The sequence below is a fragment of the Flaviramulus multivorans genome (assembly GCF_021728415.1).
In the GTDB taxonomy this organism is placed as follows: domain Bacteria; phylum Bacteroidota; class Bacteroidia; order Flavobacteriales; family Flavobacteriaceae; genus Sabulilitoribacter; species Sabulilitoribacter multivorans.
The window spans coordinates 172086-190294 of record NZ_JAKKDV010000002.1; the positions used below are offsets into that span (position 1 = coordinate 172086).

15 protein-coding genes are annotated in these 18209 nt (G+C 33.5%); 2 read left to right on the top strand and 13 right to left on the bottom strand.

From position 1 onward, the window contains the following. Positions 1–30 precede the first annotated feature (30 nt). The 4 genes from L3X39_RS05590 to L3X39_RS05605 form a co-directional block, all read right to left on the bottom strand. Positions 31–1356 (bottom strand): dicarboxylate/amino acid:cation symporter, encoded by a 1326-nt coding sequence (locus L3X39_RS05590; RefSeq protein ID WP_237230788.1) that lies wholly within the window; start codon positions 1354–1356, stop codon positions 31–33. Positions 1357–1446: 90 nt separating this feature from the next. Next, a complete protein-coding gene (locus L3X39_RS05595) occupies positions 1447–1986 on the bottom strand; it encodes an acyl-CoA thioesterase (RefSeq protein WP_237230789.1) in 540 nt (179 codons plus the stop codon). A gap of 130 nt (positions 1987–2116) precedes the next feature. Then, positions 2117–3178 carry a chorismate synthase gene (gene aroC, locus L3X39_RS05600; RefSeq protein ID WP_237230790.1) on the bottom strand — a complete coding sequence of 354 codons (1062 nt, stop codon included), beginning with the start codon at positions 3176–3178 and terminating at the stop codon, positions 2117–2119. Between the two features lie 83 nt (positions 3179–3261). Continuing rightward, positions 3262–6177 (bottom strand): FAD-binding and (Fe-S)-binding domain-containing protein, encoded by a 2916-nt coding sequence (locus L3X39_RS05605; protein ID WP_237230791.1) that lies wholly within the window; start codon positions 6175–6177, stop codon positions 3262–3264. A gap of 137 nt (positions 6178–6314) precedes the next feature. On the opposite strand from L3X39_RS05605, the gene L3X39_RS05610 reads away from it, so the two are divergent. Both L3X39_RS05610 and L3X39_RS05615 read left to right on the top strand, forming a co-directional pair. After that, positions 6315–6794 carry a hypothetical protein gene (locus tag L3X39_RS05610; RefSeq protein WP_237230792.1) on the top strand — a complete coding sequence of 160 codons (480 nt, stop codon included), beginning with the start codon at positions 6315–6317 and terminating at the stop codon, positions 6792–6794. Positions 6795–6922: 128 nt separating this feature from the next. Further along, the gene (locus L3X39_RS05615) at positions 6923–7279 is read left to right on the top strand and encodes a bleomycin resistance protein (RefSeq protein ID WP_237230793.1); all 357 of its coding nucleotides are present in this window, start codon (positions 6923–6925) and stop codon (positions 7277–7279) included. Positions 7280–7285: 6 nt separating this feature from the next. Here L3X39_RS05615 and bshA read toward each other — a convergent pair whose 3' ends face one another. The 9 genes from bshA to L3X39_RS05660 all read right to left on the bottom strand — a co-directional run bounded on the left by bshA (position 7286) and on the right by L3X39_RS05660 (position 18196). Beyond that, positions 7286–8425, bottom strand: coding sequence for an N-acetyl-alpha-D-glucosaminyl L-malate synthase BshA (gene bshA / locus L3X39_RS05620; protein WP_237230794.1), 1140 nt, complete (start codon positions 8423–8425; stop codon positions 7286–7288). Between the two features lie 21 nt (positions 8426–8446). Further along, a complete protein-coding gene (locus tag L3X39_RS05625) occupies positions 8447–11359 on the bottom strand; it encodes a serine hydrolase domain-containing protein (protein WP_237230795.1) in 2913 nt (970 codons plus the stop codon). A 136-nt stretch (positions 11360–11495) separates the two neighbouring features. After that, the gene (serB, locus tag L3X39_RS05630) at positions 11496–12719 is read right to left on the bottom strand and encodes a phosphoserine phosphatase SerB (protein ID WP_237230796.1); all 1224 of its coding nucleotides are present in this window, start codon (positions 12717–12719) and stop codon (positions 11496–11498) included. An 81-nt stretch (positions 12720–12800) separates the two neighbouring features. After that, positions 12801–13286: an ABC transporter ATPase gene (locus L3X39_RS05635; protein ID WP_237230797.1), complete on the bottom strand. Its 486-nt coding sequence runs from the start codon at positions 13284–13286 to the stop codon at positions 12801–12803. 6 nt (positions 13287–13292) lie between these two features. Then, positions 13293–14084 carry a (Fe-S)-binding protein gene (locus L3X39_RS05640; protein ID WP_237230798.1) on the bottom strand — a complete coding sequence of 264 codons (792 nt, stop codon included), beginning with the start codon at positions 14082–14084 and terminating at the stop codon, positions 13293–13295. Positions 14085–14089: 5 nt separating this feature from the next. Then, positions 14090–14743: a hypothetical protein gene (locus L3X39_RS05645; RefSeq protein WP_237230799.1), complete on the bottom strand. Its 654-nt coding sequence runs from the start codon at positions 14741–14743 to the stop codon at positions 14090–14092. Between the two features lie 7 nt (positions 14744–14750). Beyond that, positions 14751–16064 (bottom strand): 4Fe-4S dicluster domain-containing protein, encoded by a 1314-nt coding sequence (locus L3X39_RS05650; protein ID WP_237230800.1) that lies wholly within the window; start codon positions 16062–16064, stop codon positions 14751–14753. A 6-nt stretch (positions 16065–16070) separates the two neighbouring features. Next, positions 16071–17003, bottom strand: a complete 933-nt coding sequence (locus L3X39_RS05655; protein WP_237230801.1) for an MlaD family protein — start codon at positions 17001–17003, stop codon at positions 16071–16073. A 50-nt stretch (positions 17004–17053) separates the two neighbouring features. Continuing rightward, positions 17054–18196 (bottom strand): N-acetylmuramoyl-L-alanine amidase family protein, encoded by a 1143-nt coding sequence (locus L3X39_RS05660; protein ID WP_237230802.1) that lies wholly within the window; start codon positions 18194–18196, stop codon positions 17054–17056. Positions 18197–18209 lie beyond the last annotated feature (13 nt).

The window sequence follows — 18209 nt, forward strand, 5'->3', positions numbered from 1 at the left end:
TTGATCAATTATCTCTTAAATTTAAAAATTTTATTTCACTTCATCATAATGGTCGTCCCATTCTTTTGGTTTGGGATCGTGTAGTTTACCTAATGATTTTGCTACCATTAAAGAAACGGTGGCATCACCTGTTACATTTACTACCGTTCTGCACATATCTAAAGGTCGGTCTACTGCAAAAATCAGGGCTAACCCTATGGGCAATAATTCCGCTGGAAACCCTATAGATTCAAGCACAATAACTAACATAACCATACCAGCGCTTGGTACCGCTGCACTACCAATTGATGCTAATAGTGCTGTCGCAACTATAACCAGTTGATTTGTAAATGTTAAACCTTCGGGCCAAATAACTTGCATGATAAATACAGCAGCAATACCTTGATACAAACTAGTTCCATCCATATTTACAGTAGCACCAACAGGTAAAACAAATCCAGACACTTCTTTATCTACTCCTAAGTGTTCTTCCACACGCTCCATAGTTACTGGTAAGGTAGCAGCACTACTACTGGTTGAAAATGCTAATAGTTGCGCTGGACTTATCTGTTTTAAAAACCATAAAGGTGATTTTTTTCCGTAGACGGTTACTAAAATCATGTAGAAACCAATCATTAAAATGAGTCCGCCCACAACACAAAGCGAATACCATAATAGTTTTATTAATATTTCGGCATCATCAAAGGCAATAATAACATTGGCTAATAACGCAAACACCGCATAAGGTGCAAAAAGCATAATTAAGTCGACCATTTTCATCACGACTTCATTTAAAGAATCAAAGAAATCTATGAGTGGTTTTGCTTTCTTCTCACCAATTAACAACAAACAAATACCTACAAATAGGGCAAAAAAGATAACCTGTAACATAGATGCCTCAACAAAAGATTCGAAAATGTTACTCGGAAAAATATCTACTAAAGGTTGTAATGGTCCTGCATCTTTTTGTGCAGAAGCTTTCATTAATTTATCGGTTACACCCGCATCGTTTTCGTATTTTAATTTAATTTTTTCAAGGGTATCTTGGGGCATCCCTTTACCTGGTTTAATTGTGTTTACGATACTTAAACCAATAATAATGGCCACCAATGTTGTACCAATATAAATACCAATGGTACGCAATCCCATCGATTTTATTTTAGAAATATCTTTTAAATCTGAAATACCTTTAATTAAAGATGCTAGAATTAAAGGGACTGCTATAAGCTTAAGAAGATTAATAAAAATGGTTCCAAAAGGCGCAACCCAATCGGTGACAAAGCCTTTGCCTCCATCTACATTATTCATTATAAAACCAAAAATGATTCCGAGAATCATTCCAATAATAATCTTCCAGTGTAGTGCTAGTTTTTTCATAAGCTAATTTCTAATTTTAGAAATACAATATAAGTATTTTTGAATGTTTGACGAATTTTGAGTTAATAGATTTTGATTAACAAGATAATGCTATAAAACTTCTGTATGCTTAATAATGTCGTAATCGTTTTTAAAAAGATCTAAAATTTCGGGTGATGCTTCCATATCTTCTTGAGTAATACCACTATTAAATATTATGTCTCTCATATTTTGAATTTTGTGTTTTTTCCAAAACCCCACTTTTGTAATTCCTATTGCATAAATTTCATCTTGACATTTAAAAACCTGACGATGATATACCCAATTATCGTCCCAACCTTCAAGAATAAGGGTGATATCAAACTTTTCCCAACGCTTTAAAGGTTTTTTATAAATGATTTTTTGTGAACCTAAAACAGGAAACATTCCTTTTTTGATGGTGTTTTTATATAAATCTGACCTAAACAGAATTTCTAATCGGATTAAGTCCATATAATAAAAATACTTAGAGTTTGCCATAAACCTAAAGGCTTCGCAATCCAATAAACTTACCCGTCTTGTTCGTGTTAAATCTGCCCATAAATCTACTTCTTTCCAAAAGAAGCGAGAACCAATAAAAATAAAAGCAATATGTAACCAATAATAAATCATAATATTAAAATTATGTTTGCAGGTAAATATCTATTTGGGTTGAGTACATTAGCCCCGATTGAAGCATTTGTTGGAGCTCTTTTTATGGATTAGACATAAAAAAGCGACTGCTGAAAGCGGGAAACAGCTACTAACTATAAATCTTATTGAGCAAATAAAAATCGGCGATAACTAAGGCTGCCATAGCCTCAACAATTGGAACTGCACGAGGAACCACACAAGGATCATGACGTCCTTTACCATGCATTTTCACAACTTTACCCTCTTTATCGATGGTTTCGTATTCCTGAATTAAGGTAGCAACCGGTTTGAAGGCCACGTTAAAGTAAATATCCATACCATTACTGATACCACCTTGAATACCTCCAGAATAGTTGGTTTTGGTTGTGCCATCAGTATTAAAAGCATCATTATGATCACTACCATACATGGTGCTTCCGTGAAAACCGCTACCATACTCAAAGCCTTTTACAGCGTTTATGGACAGCATAGCTTTACCTAATTCGGCATGTAATTTATCGAACACAGGCTCTCCTAAACCAACAGGTACGTTTTTAATAACACAACTAACAATGCCACCAACCGTATCGCCTTTACCACGTACTTCTTTAATGTAATTTTCCATTTTTGAAGCCATAGCTTCGTCTGGGCATCGTACTATATTTGTTTCGGCTTTTGCTAAATCTAGTTCTGAATAAGGTTTTTCCAATTTTAAGGTTCCTACAGCAGAAACATAGGCTGTAACCTGTACATCTTTAAGCATCTGTTTTGCAATAGCACCAGCTACTACACGACAAGCTGTTTCGCGAGCAGAACTGCGCCCACCACCACGATAGTCTCTTACTCCATACTTTTTATCGTAGGTATAGTCGGCATGACTTGGACGGTAACTATCTTTTATATGAGAATAATCGTGTGATTTTTGATTGGTATTTTCAATTACAAAACCAATAGGGGTTCCTGTAGTTACGTCCTCAAAAATGCCTGAGTGGAATTTTACAGTATCTGGTTCCTTTCGTTGGGTAACAATAACGGATTGCCCTGGTTTTCTTCGATTTAGTTCGTTTTGAATCGCTTCAATATCTAATTCAATCCCTGGAGGACAACCATCAATAACACCGCCTAAAGCGGTTCCATGAGATTCACCGTAAGTTGTTAGATTAAAAAGTTTACCGAAGGAATTACCAGCCATAATAAAAATTTGTTGCTAAAGTAAATCTATTCTTAGAAATACGGAAATGAAAATGCATTAAGGTGACTAAAATACGCAATTAACTAAACCAAAGCCTCTTTTAAAATGGTAACTGGATGTTTAGCTTCTCGTTGCGTGCCATCTTTTATTTGATGTCTGCAACTTGTACCATTAGCAGAAATAATCACATCTTGGTTGGCTTTTCTAACAGCAGGAAATAAGGTTTGTTCTCCTATTTGCATGCTCACATCATAATGCTCCTTTTCGTAGCCAAAACTGCCCGCCATACCACAACAACCGCTTGGAATGATAGTCACTTTATAATTTTTAGGTAAGTTCAATACGGCAAAACTTGATAATTGATTACTATTAGCTTTTTGGTGGCAATGTCCATGGAATTTTATGGTTTTACTCTCTAAAGTAAACTGATCTGGTTTTATATTACCTAATACTATTTCTTGTTGAATAAATTCTTCAATTAAAAACGTATGTTTTGCAATTGTTTCTGCGGAAGCCTTATCATCTGCGAGTTTTAAATATTCGTCTTTAAAAGTTAAAATGGCTGATGGTTCAATACCAACTAAGGGTATTTCTGCTGAAATTTTATCTTTAAAAATGGATACATTTTTGTTTGCTAGATGTTTAGCCTCTTCTAAAAAACCTTTTGATAAATAGCTTCTACCACTCTCTAAATCCGAAACGGGGATTACATCATACCCTAAATCTTCTAAAAGTAATTTAGTGTCTATAGCTATTGGAGATTCTAGGTAATTAATAAATTCATCAACAAAAAGATAAAGCGTTCTATTTCGCTTTTCTATTGATAGGACTCCTTTATTCCGATGGTTAACTGTACTTACTTTAGAGAATACTTTAGTAATTTTTGGCAATGTTCTTTTTGGGTGTATTCCTAAACTTTTTTTAATTAAACTTGAAGTAAGACCATTTTGAAAAAGGAAATTATAAAATTTTGGAGCTCTTGAAGCTATTTTGTTGTATCGGGTCGACTTCGCAAAAAACTCATCTTTAAACTTAAACCCATTGGCTTTTTGATATTGATACTGAAATTCTGCTTTTAAACTAGCCACATCCACACTACTTGGGCATTCACTTGCACAGGCTTTACAGCTTAAGCATAAATCGAAAACGTCCTTCAGTTCTTTATGATCAAACTTATTGGCTTTTTCAGAATTGGTTAAAAACTCACGTAAGACATTGGCTCTTGCGCGCGTTGTATCTTTTTCATTTCTAGTGGCACGATAACTTGGACACATAGTACCACCAAACTCTGGAAGTTTTCTGCAATCTCCCGACCCATTACACTTTTCAGCTTCACGTAAAATACCTTGAGATTTCGAGAAGTCTAGTAACGTTTCTATTTCTGGTTCTTTTCTATCAGAAACATAACGCAGGTTTTTATCCATTGGTAAAGAATTAATAATTTTACCTGGATTGAATATATTATCACTATCAAAAGCTTCTTTTATTCTTTTTAAAATTTGATAGTTTTCATCACCTATCATCATCGCAATAAATTCTGAGCGCACAATTCCATCCCCATGTTCTCCGCTCATGGAGCCTCTATATGTTTTAACTAATTGAGCTACATCGGTTGTTATTTTTCTAAACAACACAACATCTTCTTGCTTTTTTAAGTTTAAAATTGGGCGTAAATGCAATTCTCCTGCTCCAGCGTGTGCATAATAAATCGCCTCTTGATTATAGCGTTTCATTAATGCTGAAAATTCAGAAATATATTTTGCTAAGTCTGGTAGCGCTACCGCTGTGTCTTCAATACAAGCAGCCGATTTTTTATCTCCAATAATATTTCCTAACAATCCTAAACCCGCACTTCGCAAATTGTTAGCTTTGTCAATCTCTTCTCCCTTTAATGTTGGGTAAGCATAACTTAAATTCGATTTTTTAATATCCAACAACAGGTTTTCTGCTAAGTTTTTTACTCCATCTATAGTGTCAGCCTTAACTTCACACATTAAAATAGCTTTTGGGTCGCCTTCGATAAAAAACCTATTTTCCTGTTGTGTTTTGTTATGTTTTGTACAATCTAAAATGGTTTTATCCATCATTTCACAGGTATACAAATTATGCTTCATTACCAATTCCACAGCATTTAAGCAATTTTCAATACTACTAAAATGAGCTGCAACCATCATGCTTTCTTTTGGTGGCAGCACATCAAGCTTTAAAGTAATTTGTGTGGTAAAAGCCAAAGTACCTTCACTACCGGCAAGTAGTTTACACATGTTGAATTTTGTGGTAGATTCTGAAAAAACCTCAGATTTTATTAATTCATCAATGGCATAACCTGTATTCCTTCGATGAATTTCTGGTTTTGGAAAGTTTTCTACGATTTGATTTTGAGTACTTTCGGACTTCAATTCCGAGTATATCGTTCTATAAATATCACCTTCTAAAGTGGTTAATTTCATTTTGTTATGAAACTCATCTTTTGTTATTTCACCAAATACAACCTCACTTCCATCACTTAAAACAGCCTGTATTTCTAGAACTTTGTCACGCGTTACACCATATTGAATTGATGTGGTTCCTGATGAGTTATTACCAACCATACCACCCATCATGCATCGATTTGAGGTAGAGGTATTTGGTCCGAAAAATAAACCTAATGGTTTTAAATAGTTATTGAGTGCATCACGCACAACCCCAGGTTGTAACGTAACTGTTTGAGCATTTTTATCAACACTTAAAATTTTGGTGAAGTATTTTGAAACATCAACCACAATGCCTTCTCCTACACATTGTCCAGCCAATGAAGTACCAGCAGCTCTAGGAATAAGTGACTTTTTATGTTCTTTTGCAAATTTGATAAGTCGCTTAATATCATCATTACTTTTCGGGTATGCTACCGCTAATGGCAGTATTCTATAAACGGAGGCATCAGTGGCATAAATAGACTTTAATAAATCGTCATAAAATAATTCACCCGATAAGTCTGATTTTAAGCTTTTTAAAGACATTACGCTAAATAATCTATTGGTTGCCTAAATATAAATACATTTTTGGCGTTATTTTTGTAAAAATAACCTGAATGTTAAACAATGGTCTATTTTGACAAAATGACCGTATATATTAATGAACTAAAAATTTAAAATTTATGAAAAAATTATTTTTATTATCGTTTGCCCTATTAGGTTTTGCTTTCGCTTCAAGCGGACAAACCATTTCAGAGAATGCTTTAGGTTTACGTTTAGGTGATAGCGACGGCTTAGGAGCCGAAATATCGTATCAACGCGCATTAGGTGACAACAACCGTTTAGAGCTAGACTTTGGTTGGAGAGATGGTAACAACTATAATGCCTTTAAACTTACAGGTTTGTACCAATGGGTTTGGGTTTTAGATGGAAGTTTTAACTGGTATGCTGGTGTTGGTGGTGGAATTGCCTCTTTTGATGGTAAAAATGTGCTAGATGGTGAAAGTGAAACAGCGCTTTTTGCCGCTGGTGATATTGGAATTGAATATAATTTTGATATTCCTTTACAATTGTCATTAGACTTTAGACCAGAACTTGGTTTTGGGGATTTTAGAGACGATTTAGATTTTGATATAGCATTAGGTATTCGTTACCAGTTTTAAATAAACCCTATATAAGAATAAAAAAGCACTCGTTTGAGTGCTTTTTTTGTTGCGTATATTTTATTTAACTTTTTAATTGGTGCTAAAAAAAATGGTAACTTAGATTGTGAAACTTTAAAACACAAACTATGCTAAAAGATATAAATCCGAAATTACCCATGAGAAATAAGGAAATAACCAAAGATTATTACTTAAATAAATTGGGTTTTAAAGAAACTGGAAGTGAAGATTACGATGGTTATTTAATGATTTATAAAGATGATATTGAAATTCACTTTTTTGAATTTAAAGGATTGAAACCAAAAAAGAATTATGGACAAGTTTATATAAGAACAAATGATATTGAAAATTTGTACAGTTGGTTTTTAGAAAAGAAAATAAGTATACATCCTAATGATCCTTTGCAAGTAAAACCTTGGGGACAAAAAGAATTCTCAGTACTCGACCCAGACAATAATTTATTAACTTTTGGGCAAGGCGTTTAAAATTAATTACATCACCAAACACTTGCTTAAAGTATCTTGGTATATTGCTTCATATTGTGGAACAATTTTATGTAAATCGAATTTTAAAGCTTCTCTTCGAGCATTTTCTTTAAACGTTTTTAGTCGGTTTTCATCACCTAGAATATATAAGGCATTTTTGGTCATTTCATCAACATCACCCACGTTACTTAAAAACCCTGAAACCCCTTGAACGTTAACTTCTGGAATACCTCCAGTGTTACTAGAAATTACCGGCACGCCAGATGCCATGGCTTCTAGTGCCGCTAAACCAAAACTTTCGGTTTGTGATGGTAATAAAAACAAATCACTAAAACATAATATCTTATCTATTTCATTACTCTTCCCAAAGAATACCACTTTATCAAGAATACCGAGTTTGATACATCTATTTTCAACCTTTTCCTTTTCAGGTCCTTCACCAATAAACATTAATCTTGCTGGCATTTCTTTCTGGATATTATAAAAGATACTTATAACATCGTCTACGCGCTTTACCGGTCGCAAATTACTTATATGTGTTATTATTTTTTCGCTCTCTTTTGCCATCATTCCACGTTGGCAATCAGAAAACCCGTGAACTTTATATTTTTCTAAATCTATAAAATTAGGAACAACATGAATATCGTTTTTAATATCAAACAAACGCATGGTGTCATCCTTCAAACTTTGCGAAACCGCAGTCACAGCATCCGATTTATTAATGCTAAATGTAACCGCTGGCTTATAAAATGGATGGCTCCCAACAAGAGTAATATCGGTTCCATGTAAAGTGGTCACAATAGGTACATAGATACCTGCTTCTTGCAACATTTTTTTAGCCATATAAGCGGCATAAGCATGAGGAATGGCGTAATGAACATGAAGGATTTCTATTTTATGAAGCTTCACCATATCTACCAATTTGCTTGATAAAGCTAACTCATATGGTTGATAATGAAACAAAGGATATTCTGGTACATTTACCTCATGATAATGCACATTATTGCTTATTAACTCTAAACGCACCGGTTGGTTATAGGTAATAAAATGAATCTCATGACCTCGTTTAGAAAGCTCTAAACCTAATTCTGTAGCCACTACACCACTACCTCCAAACGTTGGATAACAAACAATTCCTATTTTCATTTTTTATTTTTAAATATAATTTTACTCTTCTATCGCTTCATAAATTAAGCGTTGTATTTCGGTTCTAATACTCTCACGCAATAATAGATTTTTACCTGCTGTTGGATAGGTTCTATTGGCTAAAAACACATATACAATTTCTTTTTCTGGGTCTGCCCAAGCGTACGTTCCTGTGAATCCCGAATGCCCAAAACTAGTCATAGATATGCATCCACATGTAGGACCTTCATCTCCCAATTGGGGTTTATCAAAACCAACACCTCGCCTATTGTTGTTTTCACAAAAATAACACGTATTAAACTTATCTATGGTTTCAGGTTTTAAATATCGTTTTCCTCCATAAAACCCTTTCTGCAAATACATCTGCATAATTTTGGCAACATCATTAGCATTGCTAAAAACTCCTGCATGACCACCTATACCATTCTGCATTGCAGCTCCCATATCATGCACATAACCATGAATTTTTTGATAGCGATAATAATCATCCTCTTCAGTAGGGACAATTTTTTTACTGCTTATTTTATGATATGGATTGTACATAGTATAATTAGCTCCTAAAGATTGATAAAAACGGTCTTGAACCAATTCTTCAAGGGTTTTGTCGTAATGCTTTTCAATAAATTTCTTTAAAATGTAATAGGGAAAATCACTGTATCGATACCTGAGCGTTTCAAGTAGCTCCGACTCTTTTATTATTTCAGGAATTGAGTCTTGATAATCTGTTCTTAAATATAAGTTTTTAGCGACTTCTATATTAAACTTTTCACTGCGTTTTGAACGATAATATTTAGGACTAGGGCGTTTTGTGACCGAATCTAAAGTTCGATAATAAAATGGCTCCCACGGTCTTAATTTAGCATAATGTGTTAACATTCTCAACAACGTTATATTCGCTTTGTTAGAACCTTTATATTCTGGAAGAATATCAGCAAGCTTATCGTTTAACGAAACGATACCTTGCTCTTCTAATTCCATCAGTAACGGCAATGTAGCTAATATTTTAGTTAATGAAGCTACATCATAAATATCATCAAATTCTACTTCTTCTTTGCCATCATACGTGTGCTTTCCAAAATTTTTGTTATAAATAACCTTTCCTTCCCTAGCTACCAATAATTGAATTCCCGGAGTCATCTTATTGTTTACGGCATATTGAGCAACCGAGTCAATTTTATTCAATTTTTCTGAACTCATACCAACCCTTTCTGGAATAGTATAGCCTAATCTTTTTATTCCAAATGAAGGAATGCCTTCTCCGACCACAAAATGATTTCCTGCAGAAACTGGTAATACCCCTTTTGAAGCAATCGCACCAAAAATAAGTTGGGCAGATTTTTCTTGAGCAATCTTACTGTTTTGGTAGCTTACTATAATACTTTCAATGTTATCAATATTTTTTAAATCCATCAGTGCATACGGTTTTACAAAAACATCTAAAATAACTGTGTGAGTACTAGCTATTTCACTTAACCAATTAAGTTCTTCTTTAGTAAATTCATATTCTTTCCATGGGTTTTGGTTCGAGCGATGAAGCCCAACAATAACAGTATTATAGGGTTGAAGTCTATCCGTTAAATCATCTAAATTTTCTGATGATATTTGATGCACTTTAGCGTATTTTTTTAGTTCGTTAAAAAATATATCTCCCGAATCATCACCTAAGTTCACATAAGCTATATTTTTCGTTTCTAATTGGCGAATTGGTAGCGTAGCTTTAATATTTTGTAGAACCGTTAAAGCATTTTCAATAAGCTCTTCATATAAAACATCGTCTTTAACTCTATTCAAATCTTTAGATAAATTATACAAACCAATAGGTTCATAATTATTTAAACCCACTTTATATTTTGCTTGTAGCACTTTCTTAACGGAATGCTCTAAACGCGCCTCAGTAACATCTCCTTTATTATAGGCTTCAATAATTTTAGAAACACCAATACTTACATCTTCCGACATCAACATCACATCATTCCCAGCCATAAAAGCAGCTAAATCAATATCTCCTGTTTCATCAAAATCAGCAGCACCTTTCATAGTTAAAGCATCAGTAAAAATCAACCCCTCAAAACCTAACCTTTCCTTTAAAATATCTGTTACAATATGCTTTGATAACGATGAAGGATAGCCTGTTGAATCTAAACTTGGTACATTTAAGTGTGCAACCATGACACTTGAAAGTCCTTTTTGTATTAATTTTTTGTAGGGGTATAACTCGATAGAATCAATACGTTTTTCACTAAAATTTATTGACGGTAATGTATGGTGAGAATCGGTTTCCGTATCACCGTGCCCTGGGAAATGTTTTGCATTAGCTAAAACGCCAGCACTTTGCATCCCTTTCATAAAAGCCAGCGCCTTTTCGGTTACGTTATCTCGGTCTTCTCCAAATGAACGATTTCCTATAATGGGATTATTAGGATTTGTATTAATATCTACAACAGGTGCAAAATTAAAATGAACCCCTAAACGTTTACAATGCTCTCCTATCTGTCTACCTGTTTGTTCAATGAGTTTATTGTCTTTTATAGCTCCAAGGGTCATATTCCATGGAAATGCATAGGTGGAATCCAGGCGCATGCTTAATCCCCATTCGGCATCCATTCCAATAAGCAATGGTATTTTTGATATCGCTTGCAATTCGTTATTTAATCGTGCTTGCCTTAATGGTCCACCATTTGAGTAGATTAATCCACCTATATGATGTTCGTTAATAAGTTTGATAATCTTATTTTTTGTAGCGACATCCTGATTAGACATGACTTGAACCATATACAACTGACCAACTTTTTCAGCTAAAGTCATGGATGTATAAACACTATCTACCCATTTTTTTTGTCCTTCTGAATCTGAAGAAACTAATGGATTATTGGATTGACTAAATATTGAAAATGAAATTAATAAAGAAAAAACTGTGAATAAGATTTGACGCATAAAACGATTAATTAGGCTTATTAATACTTTTAATTAGGTAATATTAATAATCATGCCAAAATAATACTTTTAAGAATAAGATGAAAAGACTTTAAGATAGTTTTATAAAGAAATAGTTAACTAAAATAACCTACTGTTATTCTATTAAATCTATGTGTCTGTCATGGTAGCCCAACAAATAGAGTACGCCATCTAACCCAATACTAGAGATAGAACTTTGGGCATTGTCCTTAACAGTTGGTTTTGCGTGAAAAGCGATCCCTAATCCCGCAAGATTTAGCATTTGTAAATCGTTAGCGCCATCACCAACAGCAATAGTCTGATTTATATCTATCCCTTCTTTTTGAGCTATTTCTTTAAGATATTCGGCTTTTCTATTACCATTCACAATGTCTCCTAAATAATTACCTGTTAAAAGACCATCTTTAATTTCCAACTGATTAGCATATACATAATCAATACCCAATTCTTTTTGTAAATAGTGACCAAAATAGGTGAACCCTCCTGATAATATAGCCGTTTTAAAGCCATAGCTTTTCAAAGTATCTATAAGTCTTCTAGCTCCTTTGGTTATGGGTAAATTAATAGCCACGTCATGTAGAACGTCTTCACTTAAACCTTTAAGAAGCTTCATGCGTCTTGTAAAACTCTCATTAAAATCAATCTCGCCATTCATAGCAGCTTCAGTAATAGCCTTAACTTCTTCTCCAACACCAGCTAATTCAGCCAATTCATCAATGACTTCGGTTTGAATCAGGGTTGAGTCCATATCAAAACACACTAAACGTCTGTTTCGTCTATAAATATTATCTTCTTGAAAAGCGATATCCACGTTTAAATCATGAGAAATCTGCATGAATTTTTCAGTAAGTTCTGCTTTATTATTAATTTTTCCTCTAATTGACAGCTCTATGGAAGCACGCGGATATTCTTCTTCCCTAACTAGCGACAAACGGCCTGTAAGTCTTTTTATAGCGTCTATATTCAAGTTTTTATCAGACAAAACTTTAGTAACTGCAGATATTTGATGCGCCGATAGTTTATCTCCTAAAATGGTAACGATATATCTGTCTTTTCCTTGAAGCCCTACCCAATGTTCATAGTCATCAAGACTAATAGGTGTAAATTTTGCTGTGATGCCTAATTCATAAGCTTTGAATAGTAAATCTTTTTGAACCGCAGATGATTTTTCACCAGACTGAATTTCAAAAAGCATCCCTAGTGACAAGGTATCATGAATATTTGCTTGACCAATATCAAGCACTTTTGCATCATAATCCGCCAAAACAGTTGTTAAACCTGAAGTTAAACCTGGTTTATCTGGTCCAGATATATTAAGTAAAAAGATATCGTTAGCCATAATTTCGTGCCTCAATTTTCAAAGCGGTAAAAATCAAAATTCTAATTGAATTATGAAAGTTTTTTAGGAATAATGTCATTTTTAGTTTAAAAACCTACTATGCCAACTTTCACTTACTGGGACTTCCCAGTTCTCTTTAAATTCGGCAATATTATTAACTAAATTATTGAATACAATAGTGTTTTTTGAAACGGCTTTTTGTTTTGCCATTTTTTTAAAATCAGTAAGTGTTTTATATGCAACAAATTCACCTTGCTTGTAAGACACATTCATTTTATCCATTAAATCAACATTATAATCTTTTTCTAATTGCTGTATAAAATGGACTGATGCATCAATGGAACAACCTGTAGCGGCATTCAGCTTTTGGTTTAAAGCAATTATTATAAATCGTTTATATTTTATGATATAACCTGATTGTAAATCACTGCCATGAGCCGTCCAATTTTCTATAAAAGTGTCAAGTTTTGATTGAATTTCCTCAAGTTCTTGTTCAGTAAATGAACGATTTGCTTGGTAAATCCAAACACGAGATTCTTCAGGTAAAGTATTAAAATCTACTAGCATTATTTTTTATAAATCTTCAGCATTTGCGATTAATTCTGCAACATCCATAACCGCAACGTCACTTTCTTTTTCTTTTGCTTTAACACCATCGGTCATCATGGTATTACAAAACGGACAACCCGCTGCAATAATTTCAGGTTTTACATCTAGGGCTTGCTCTGTACGCTCTACGTTTACGTCTTTATCCCCTTTTTCTGGTTCTTTAAACATTTGCGCACCTCCTGCTCCACAGCATAATCCGTTACGTCTGCAGTTTTTCATCTCGACTAACTCTGCTTCTAATTTTTGAATTAACTCTCGAGGTGCTTCATAAACATTATTTGCTCTTCCTAAATAACATGGGTCGTGAAAGGTTATACGTTTGCCTTTAAATTTCCCGCCTTCAATAGTTAAGCGTCCTTCATCCAGCAATGTTTTTAGGAATTGTGTATGATGCATCACCTGATAATTACCTCCTAATTCTGGGTATTCATTTTTTATAGTATTGAAGCAATGCGGACAAGCCGTAACTATCTTTTTTACTTCATACGCATTTAATACCTCAATATTGGTAACCGCTTGCATTTGAAACAAAAATTCATTTCCAGCACGTTTTGCTGGGTCTCCTGTACAACTTTCCTCAGTACCTAGAACAGCAAACTCAACGTTTGCCTTGTTTAATAACTTAACAAAAGCCTTCGTTATTTTTTTTGCTCTATCATCAAAACTTCCAGCACAACCTACCCAAAATAACACTTCTGGTTGTTTGCCTTGAGCCATATATTCCGCCATAGTTGGCACTTTTATTGTTTCGCTCATCGTTTTTATTCTCTTTTCTTTTTACTTTCCAGCATTAAATTTTGCTTATACTCTTTTGCAGTTTCTATTAAACTAGAAGGCACTATTTGATAAAATAATGGTGAGTCGGGATCATAATTTATCATAACCCAAGTATTATCTGTAGAATCGTCCTTCATAATAACCGTCATTCTATCTTTCATTGAAACACTCATCGTGTTATTAGAAATAAACTCTACATCCATTCCTTGAGCCTTCATCATTGGAATCATCATTTCCTTAGCTTCTTCATCAAACTCTTCATTATTGAATGTCATTTTCATGTCCATTTCATAAGAAACAAAGGAGTATTCTAAATTTTCTTCTTCACTTTTAAAAATTTTTGAGACTTTGTATTCTGGTATACTAGTTGGTAACTCAATTGAATACGCTTCATTTCCTTCTAGAGCACTTTTAAAAAGTGTTTTTAACGTTTCTTTAGGAACCATCTCAAAAACATTAGGATGCATCATGTCGATAATGGCATCATAATCTCTATTGTTCATGTCAACAAACATCTTTTTAGCAATACTCTCAACTTCTTTAAAATCATCGTTATTATCAGTCTGTGAATACCCTTTAAAAAGACAAACAAATAATATAATAGCTATTACTCTAATTTTAAACACTTTCTTTATCATATAAATATTATTCGTTTTTCCAGTTTAATCGGTCCATTTGATTATAAGGCCAAGGTGCTCCGTTATTTTCAATATTCGTCATCATATTGTTTAATTCCATTGGTGCTGCTGATTGCTCCATTACTAAATAACGACGCATGTCTAGTATGATTGACAAAGGGTCTATACTTACGGGACAAGCTTCAACACAAGCACTACAACTGGTGCAAGCCCATAATTCTTCGCGAGTTATATAGTCATCCAATAATTGCTTACCATCTGGTTTAAATTCACCCTTATTAGCATCGATGTTTTTGCCAACTTCTTCTAATCTATCACGAGTATCCATCATGATTTTTCGAGGCGACAGTTTTTTTCCTGTTTGATTTGCAGGACATTCGCTCGTACAACGTCCGCACTCAGTACAAGTGTAAGCATTTAGGAGGTTTACCCAACTTAAATCTTGTACATCACTCGCGCCAAATTTTGCAGGCACAGTATTTTCCACTCCTTCTGGTGGTGCAGCAAATGGATCAACATTTGGATCCATCATCATTTTAACCTCTTTAGTAACGGCCTCAACATTATTGAACTGCCCTTTTGGTGTTAATTTTCCATAATAGGTATTTGGAAACGCTAAAAGAATATGTAAATGCTTTGAAAAATATAAGTAGTTTAGGAACACTAAAATACCAAGTATGTGTAGCCACCAAGCAGCTCTTTCAATGAAATGAAGCGTGTTTTCTGATAATCCTGAAAACCACGTGGCAATATGTTGACTTATGATGTTTCCTGAATTCATTTCTTGAAAATGAACATCTGTTGCGTTCATTACTAAAAATAAGGTCATTAAAACCATTTCAAAATACAGAATAAGATTACCATCATTTTTTGGCCAACTTGTCATTTCTGCTTTCCAGAATCGTTGGAGTTTTATGATATTACGACGAGCCCAGAATATGATTACTGAAATAAAAACTAATGCTGCTAAAATTTCAAAACTACCTATTAGGAAACCATATACAGATTCGGGTAAGAAAGTTGAAAAAATACGATGTGTTCCAAAAAGCCCATCGATAATTATTTCTAATACCTCAATATTAATAATGATAAATCCAACATAAACGATAACATGTAGGATACCAGCTATAGGGCGTCTCACCATTTTGCTTTGCCCTAAAGCAATCATTACCATATTTTTCCAACGCTGCAATTTATTATCACTAACGTCTACATCATGTCCTAACTTTATATTTCGGATTAGCTTTTTTACATTTTTCGTAAAAAAACCAATGCCTAGAACTAGTATAATTCCAAAAAGTATATTGGGTAAATATTCCATTAATGTTTAGTTGGTTTTATCCCCTTCGTAAGGAATTTCTTTTTTAGATAAAATTCGTCTATATCGAGCTGGGTGTAATTTAATATCTCTTAACAACTCTTCCATTTCTTTTGTAGCTGCTTCAATATTATTGTATACACCTTCATCTTTAAGTAGTTTTCCTAATGTTCCTTCTCCTTTATCAATAGTGGCTAGCAAGTTGTTTAAGTTGGCTAATGTTTTATTTAAAGATTCTACAGTTGATCCAATGTTAGCATCTTTCAATTCAGTTGTTAATGATGCTAAATTTTCACTTGATACTTTAAACTTTTCGAGAATTTCGGCAATCTTATCATCATTCTCATTAATTAAACCATTAACGGAATTTGAAGTATTTTTAAACGATTTCAGAGTTGCATTTAACTCAGCAATGGTACTCTTTAAACCATCAGCAGATTCATCAGAAACTAATTTATTTAAACTCGACATTAAAGTGTCTGTTGATTTTAATGTAGCATTTAAATCGGTACTTAATCCAGAGAAATTTTTTGAAAGACTTGTTACCAGACCAACTTCAACCTCCGATTTTAATACGTCTCCAGGTTTTGCTTGTTCTCCTTCTTTACTAATGATTATGGCAAGACCATTACCACCCATTAGACCCGTTTCGTACATTCTTACAATACTATTTTTAGAAAACTTCAATTGCTCGTTTACAAAAAAAGCGACTCTCGTTTTCCCTGTTTTATAGTCGTAACTAATGTCTGTAATTTTACCTACGGGATTACCTTTAACGGTAACCAAAGAGGATTTACTTAGCGCATTATAATTAAATTCTGTGTAATAAACATTGGTAGATTCTAAAAGGTTTTTTCCCTTTAAATAATTAAAACCAAAAATAAAAAGGATAATTCCTAATATTACAAGTGTACCTGTTTTAACTTCTTTTGATATCTTCAAAATAAATATGTTTGGAAAACAAATTTAATATAAATTTAAAAAGAATTAGGTTAATTAGCGGTTGATTTTATTGCATCAACCAAGTCAATTTTTTTATCTGCTTTAAACGCTACAACAAAACAAGAGGTATAACCTTTTCTTTTTGCTTCTTCCTCTAGCATTTTTGTATCTTGGTAATTAGCAGTTTTGCCATAAAAATATTTATAGAGATTGCCTTCTTTTAATCGTGAAATACTATCTAATCCCTTAAAGTTATAGGGTTTGGTATCAATGGCTTTTGAACTAGCTGCTATTTGAATTTTAAAAACAATATCGTTTGGGGTTTCATTTATGTGCTCCTCAACTTCTTCAACAATATCGGCGTAATCTTCGCCCGTATTTCTAACAAGGCTATTTTTATATTCTAAAATGGCATTTACAATGGATGTAGAAATTTCTTGTTGCCCTTTACTAGAATTTAAATATGCCCCTTCACTTTTATTGGTGACAAATCCTGTTTCAATTAAAACACTAGGCATTGCTGTTTGATGAATTACCCATAAACTCGCCTGCTTTACACCTCTACTTTTTCTTTTAATTTTATTTGCAAAATTCTTTTCAATTAAGCTCGCCAATAAAATACTTTGGTCCGTATACTCCTCTTGTGCTAAGGATACGGCTAAAAATGATTCTGGTGAATTAGGATTAAATCCACCATATTTTTCATGGTAGTCATCCTCTAAAAATATTACCTCATTCTCCGCTTTTGCTACTTCGAAGTTACGATTTGTATTTCCAACATCAAGTACATAAGTTTCTGTACCATACGCTTGTGTATGATGTGCATTGCAATGAATAGATACAAACAAATCGGCATTGGCTTTATTTGCAATTTTTGGGCGGTCAGCTAATTCAATAAACACATCAGTCTTGCGCGTGTATACTACTTTTATATTAGGATTTTTCTCGAGTTCTTTACCTACTAGTAGTACAATTTTTAACGCAATATCTTTTTCTTTAAACCCGTATTTTGATGGCTTCCCTGGGTCTTTACCTCCGTGTCCAGCATCTAACACGACTACAAACTTTTTGGAATTATGAGTCTCTTCTTTAGAAATGAAAGAAGAAAGTGTTAATAATATTATAAAGCATACGAAAAGGAATAAGCCCTTCGTTTTAAAGTGGTGAATTCTATTTTTTTTTATCAGGTGCATTTAGTAAAAACTA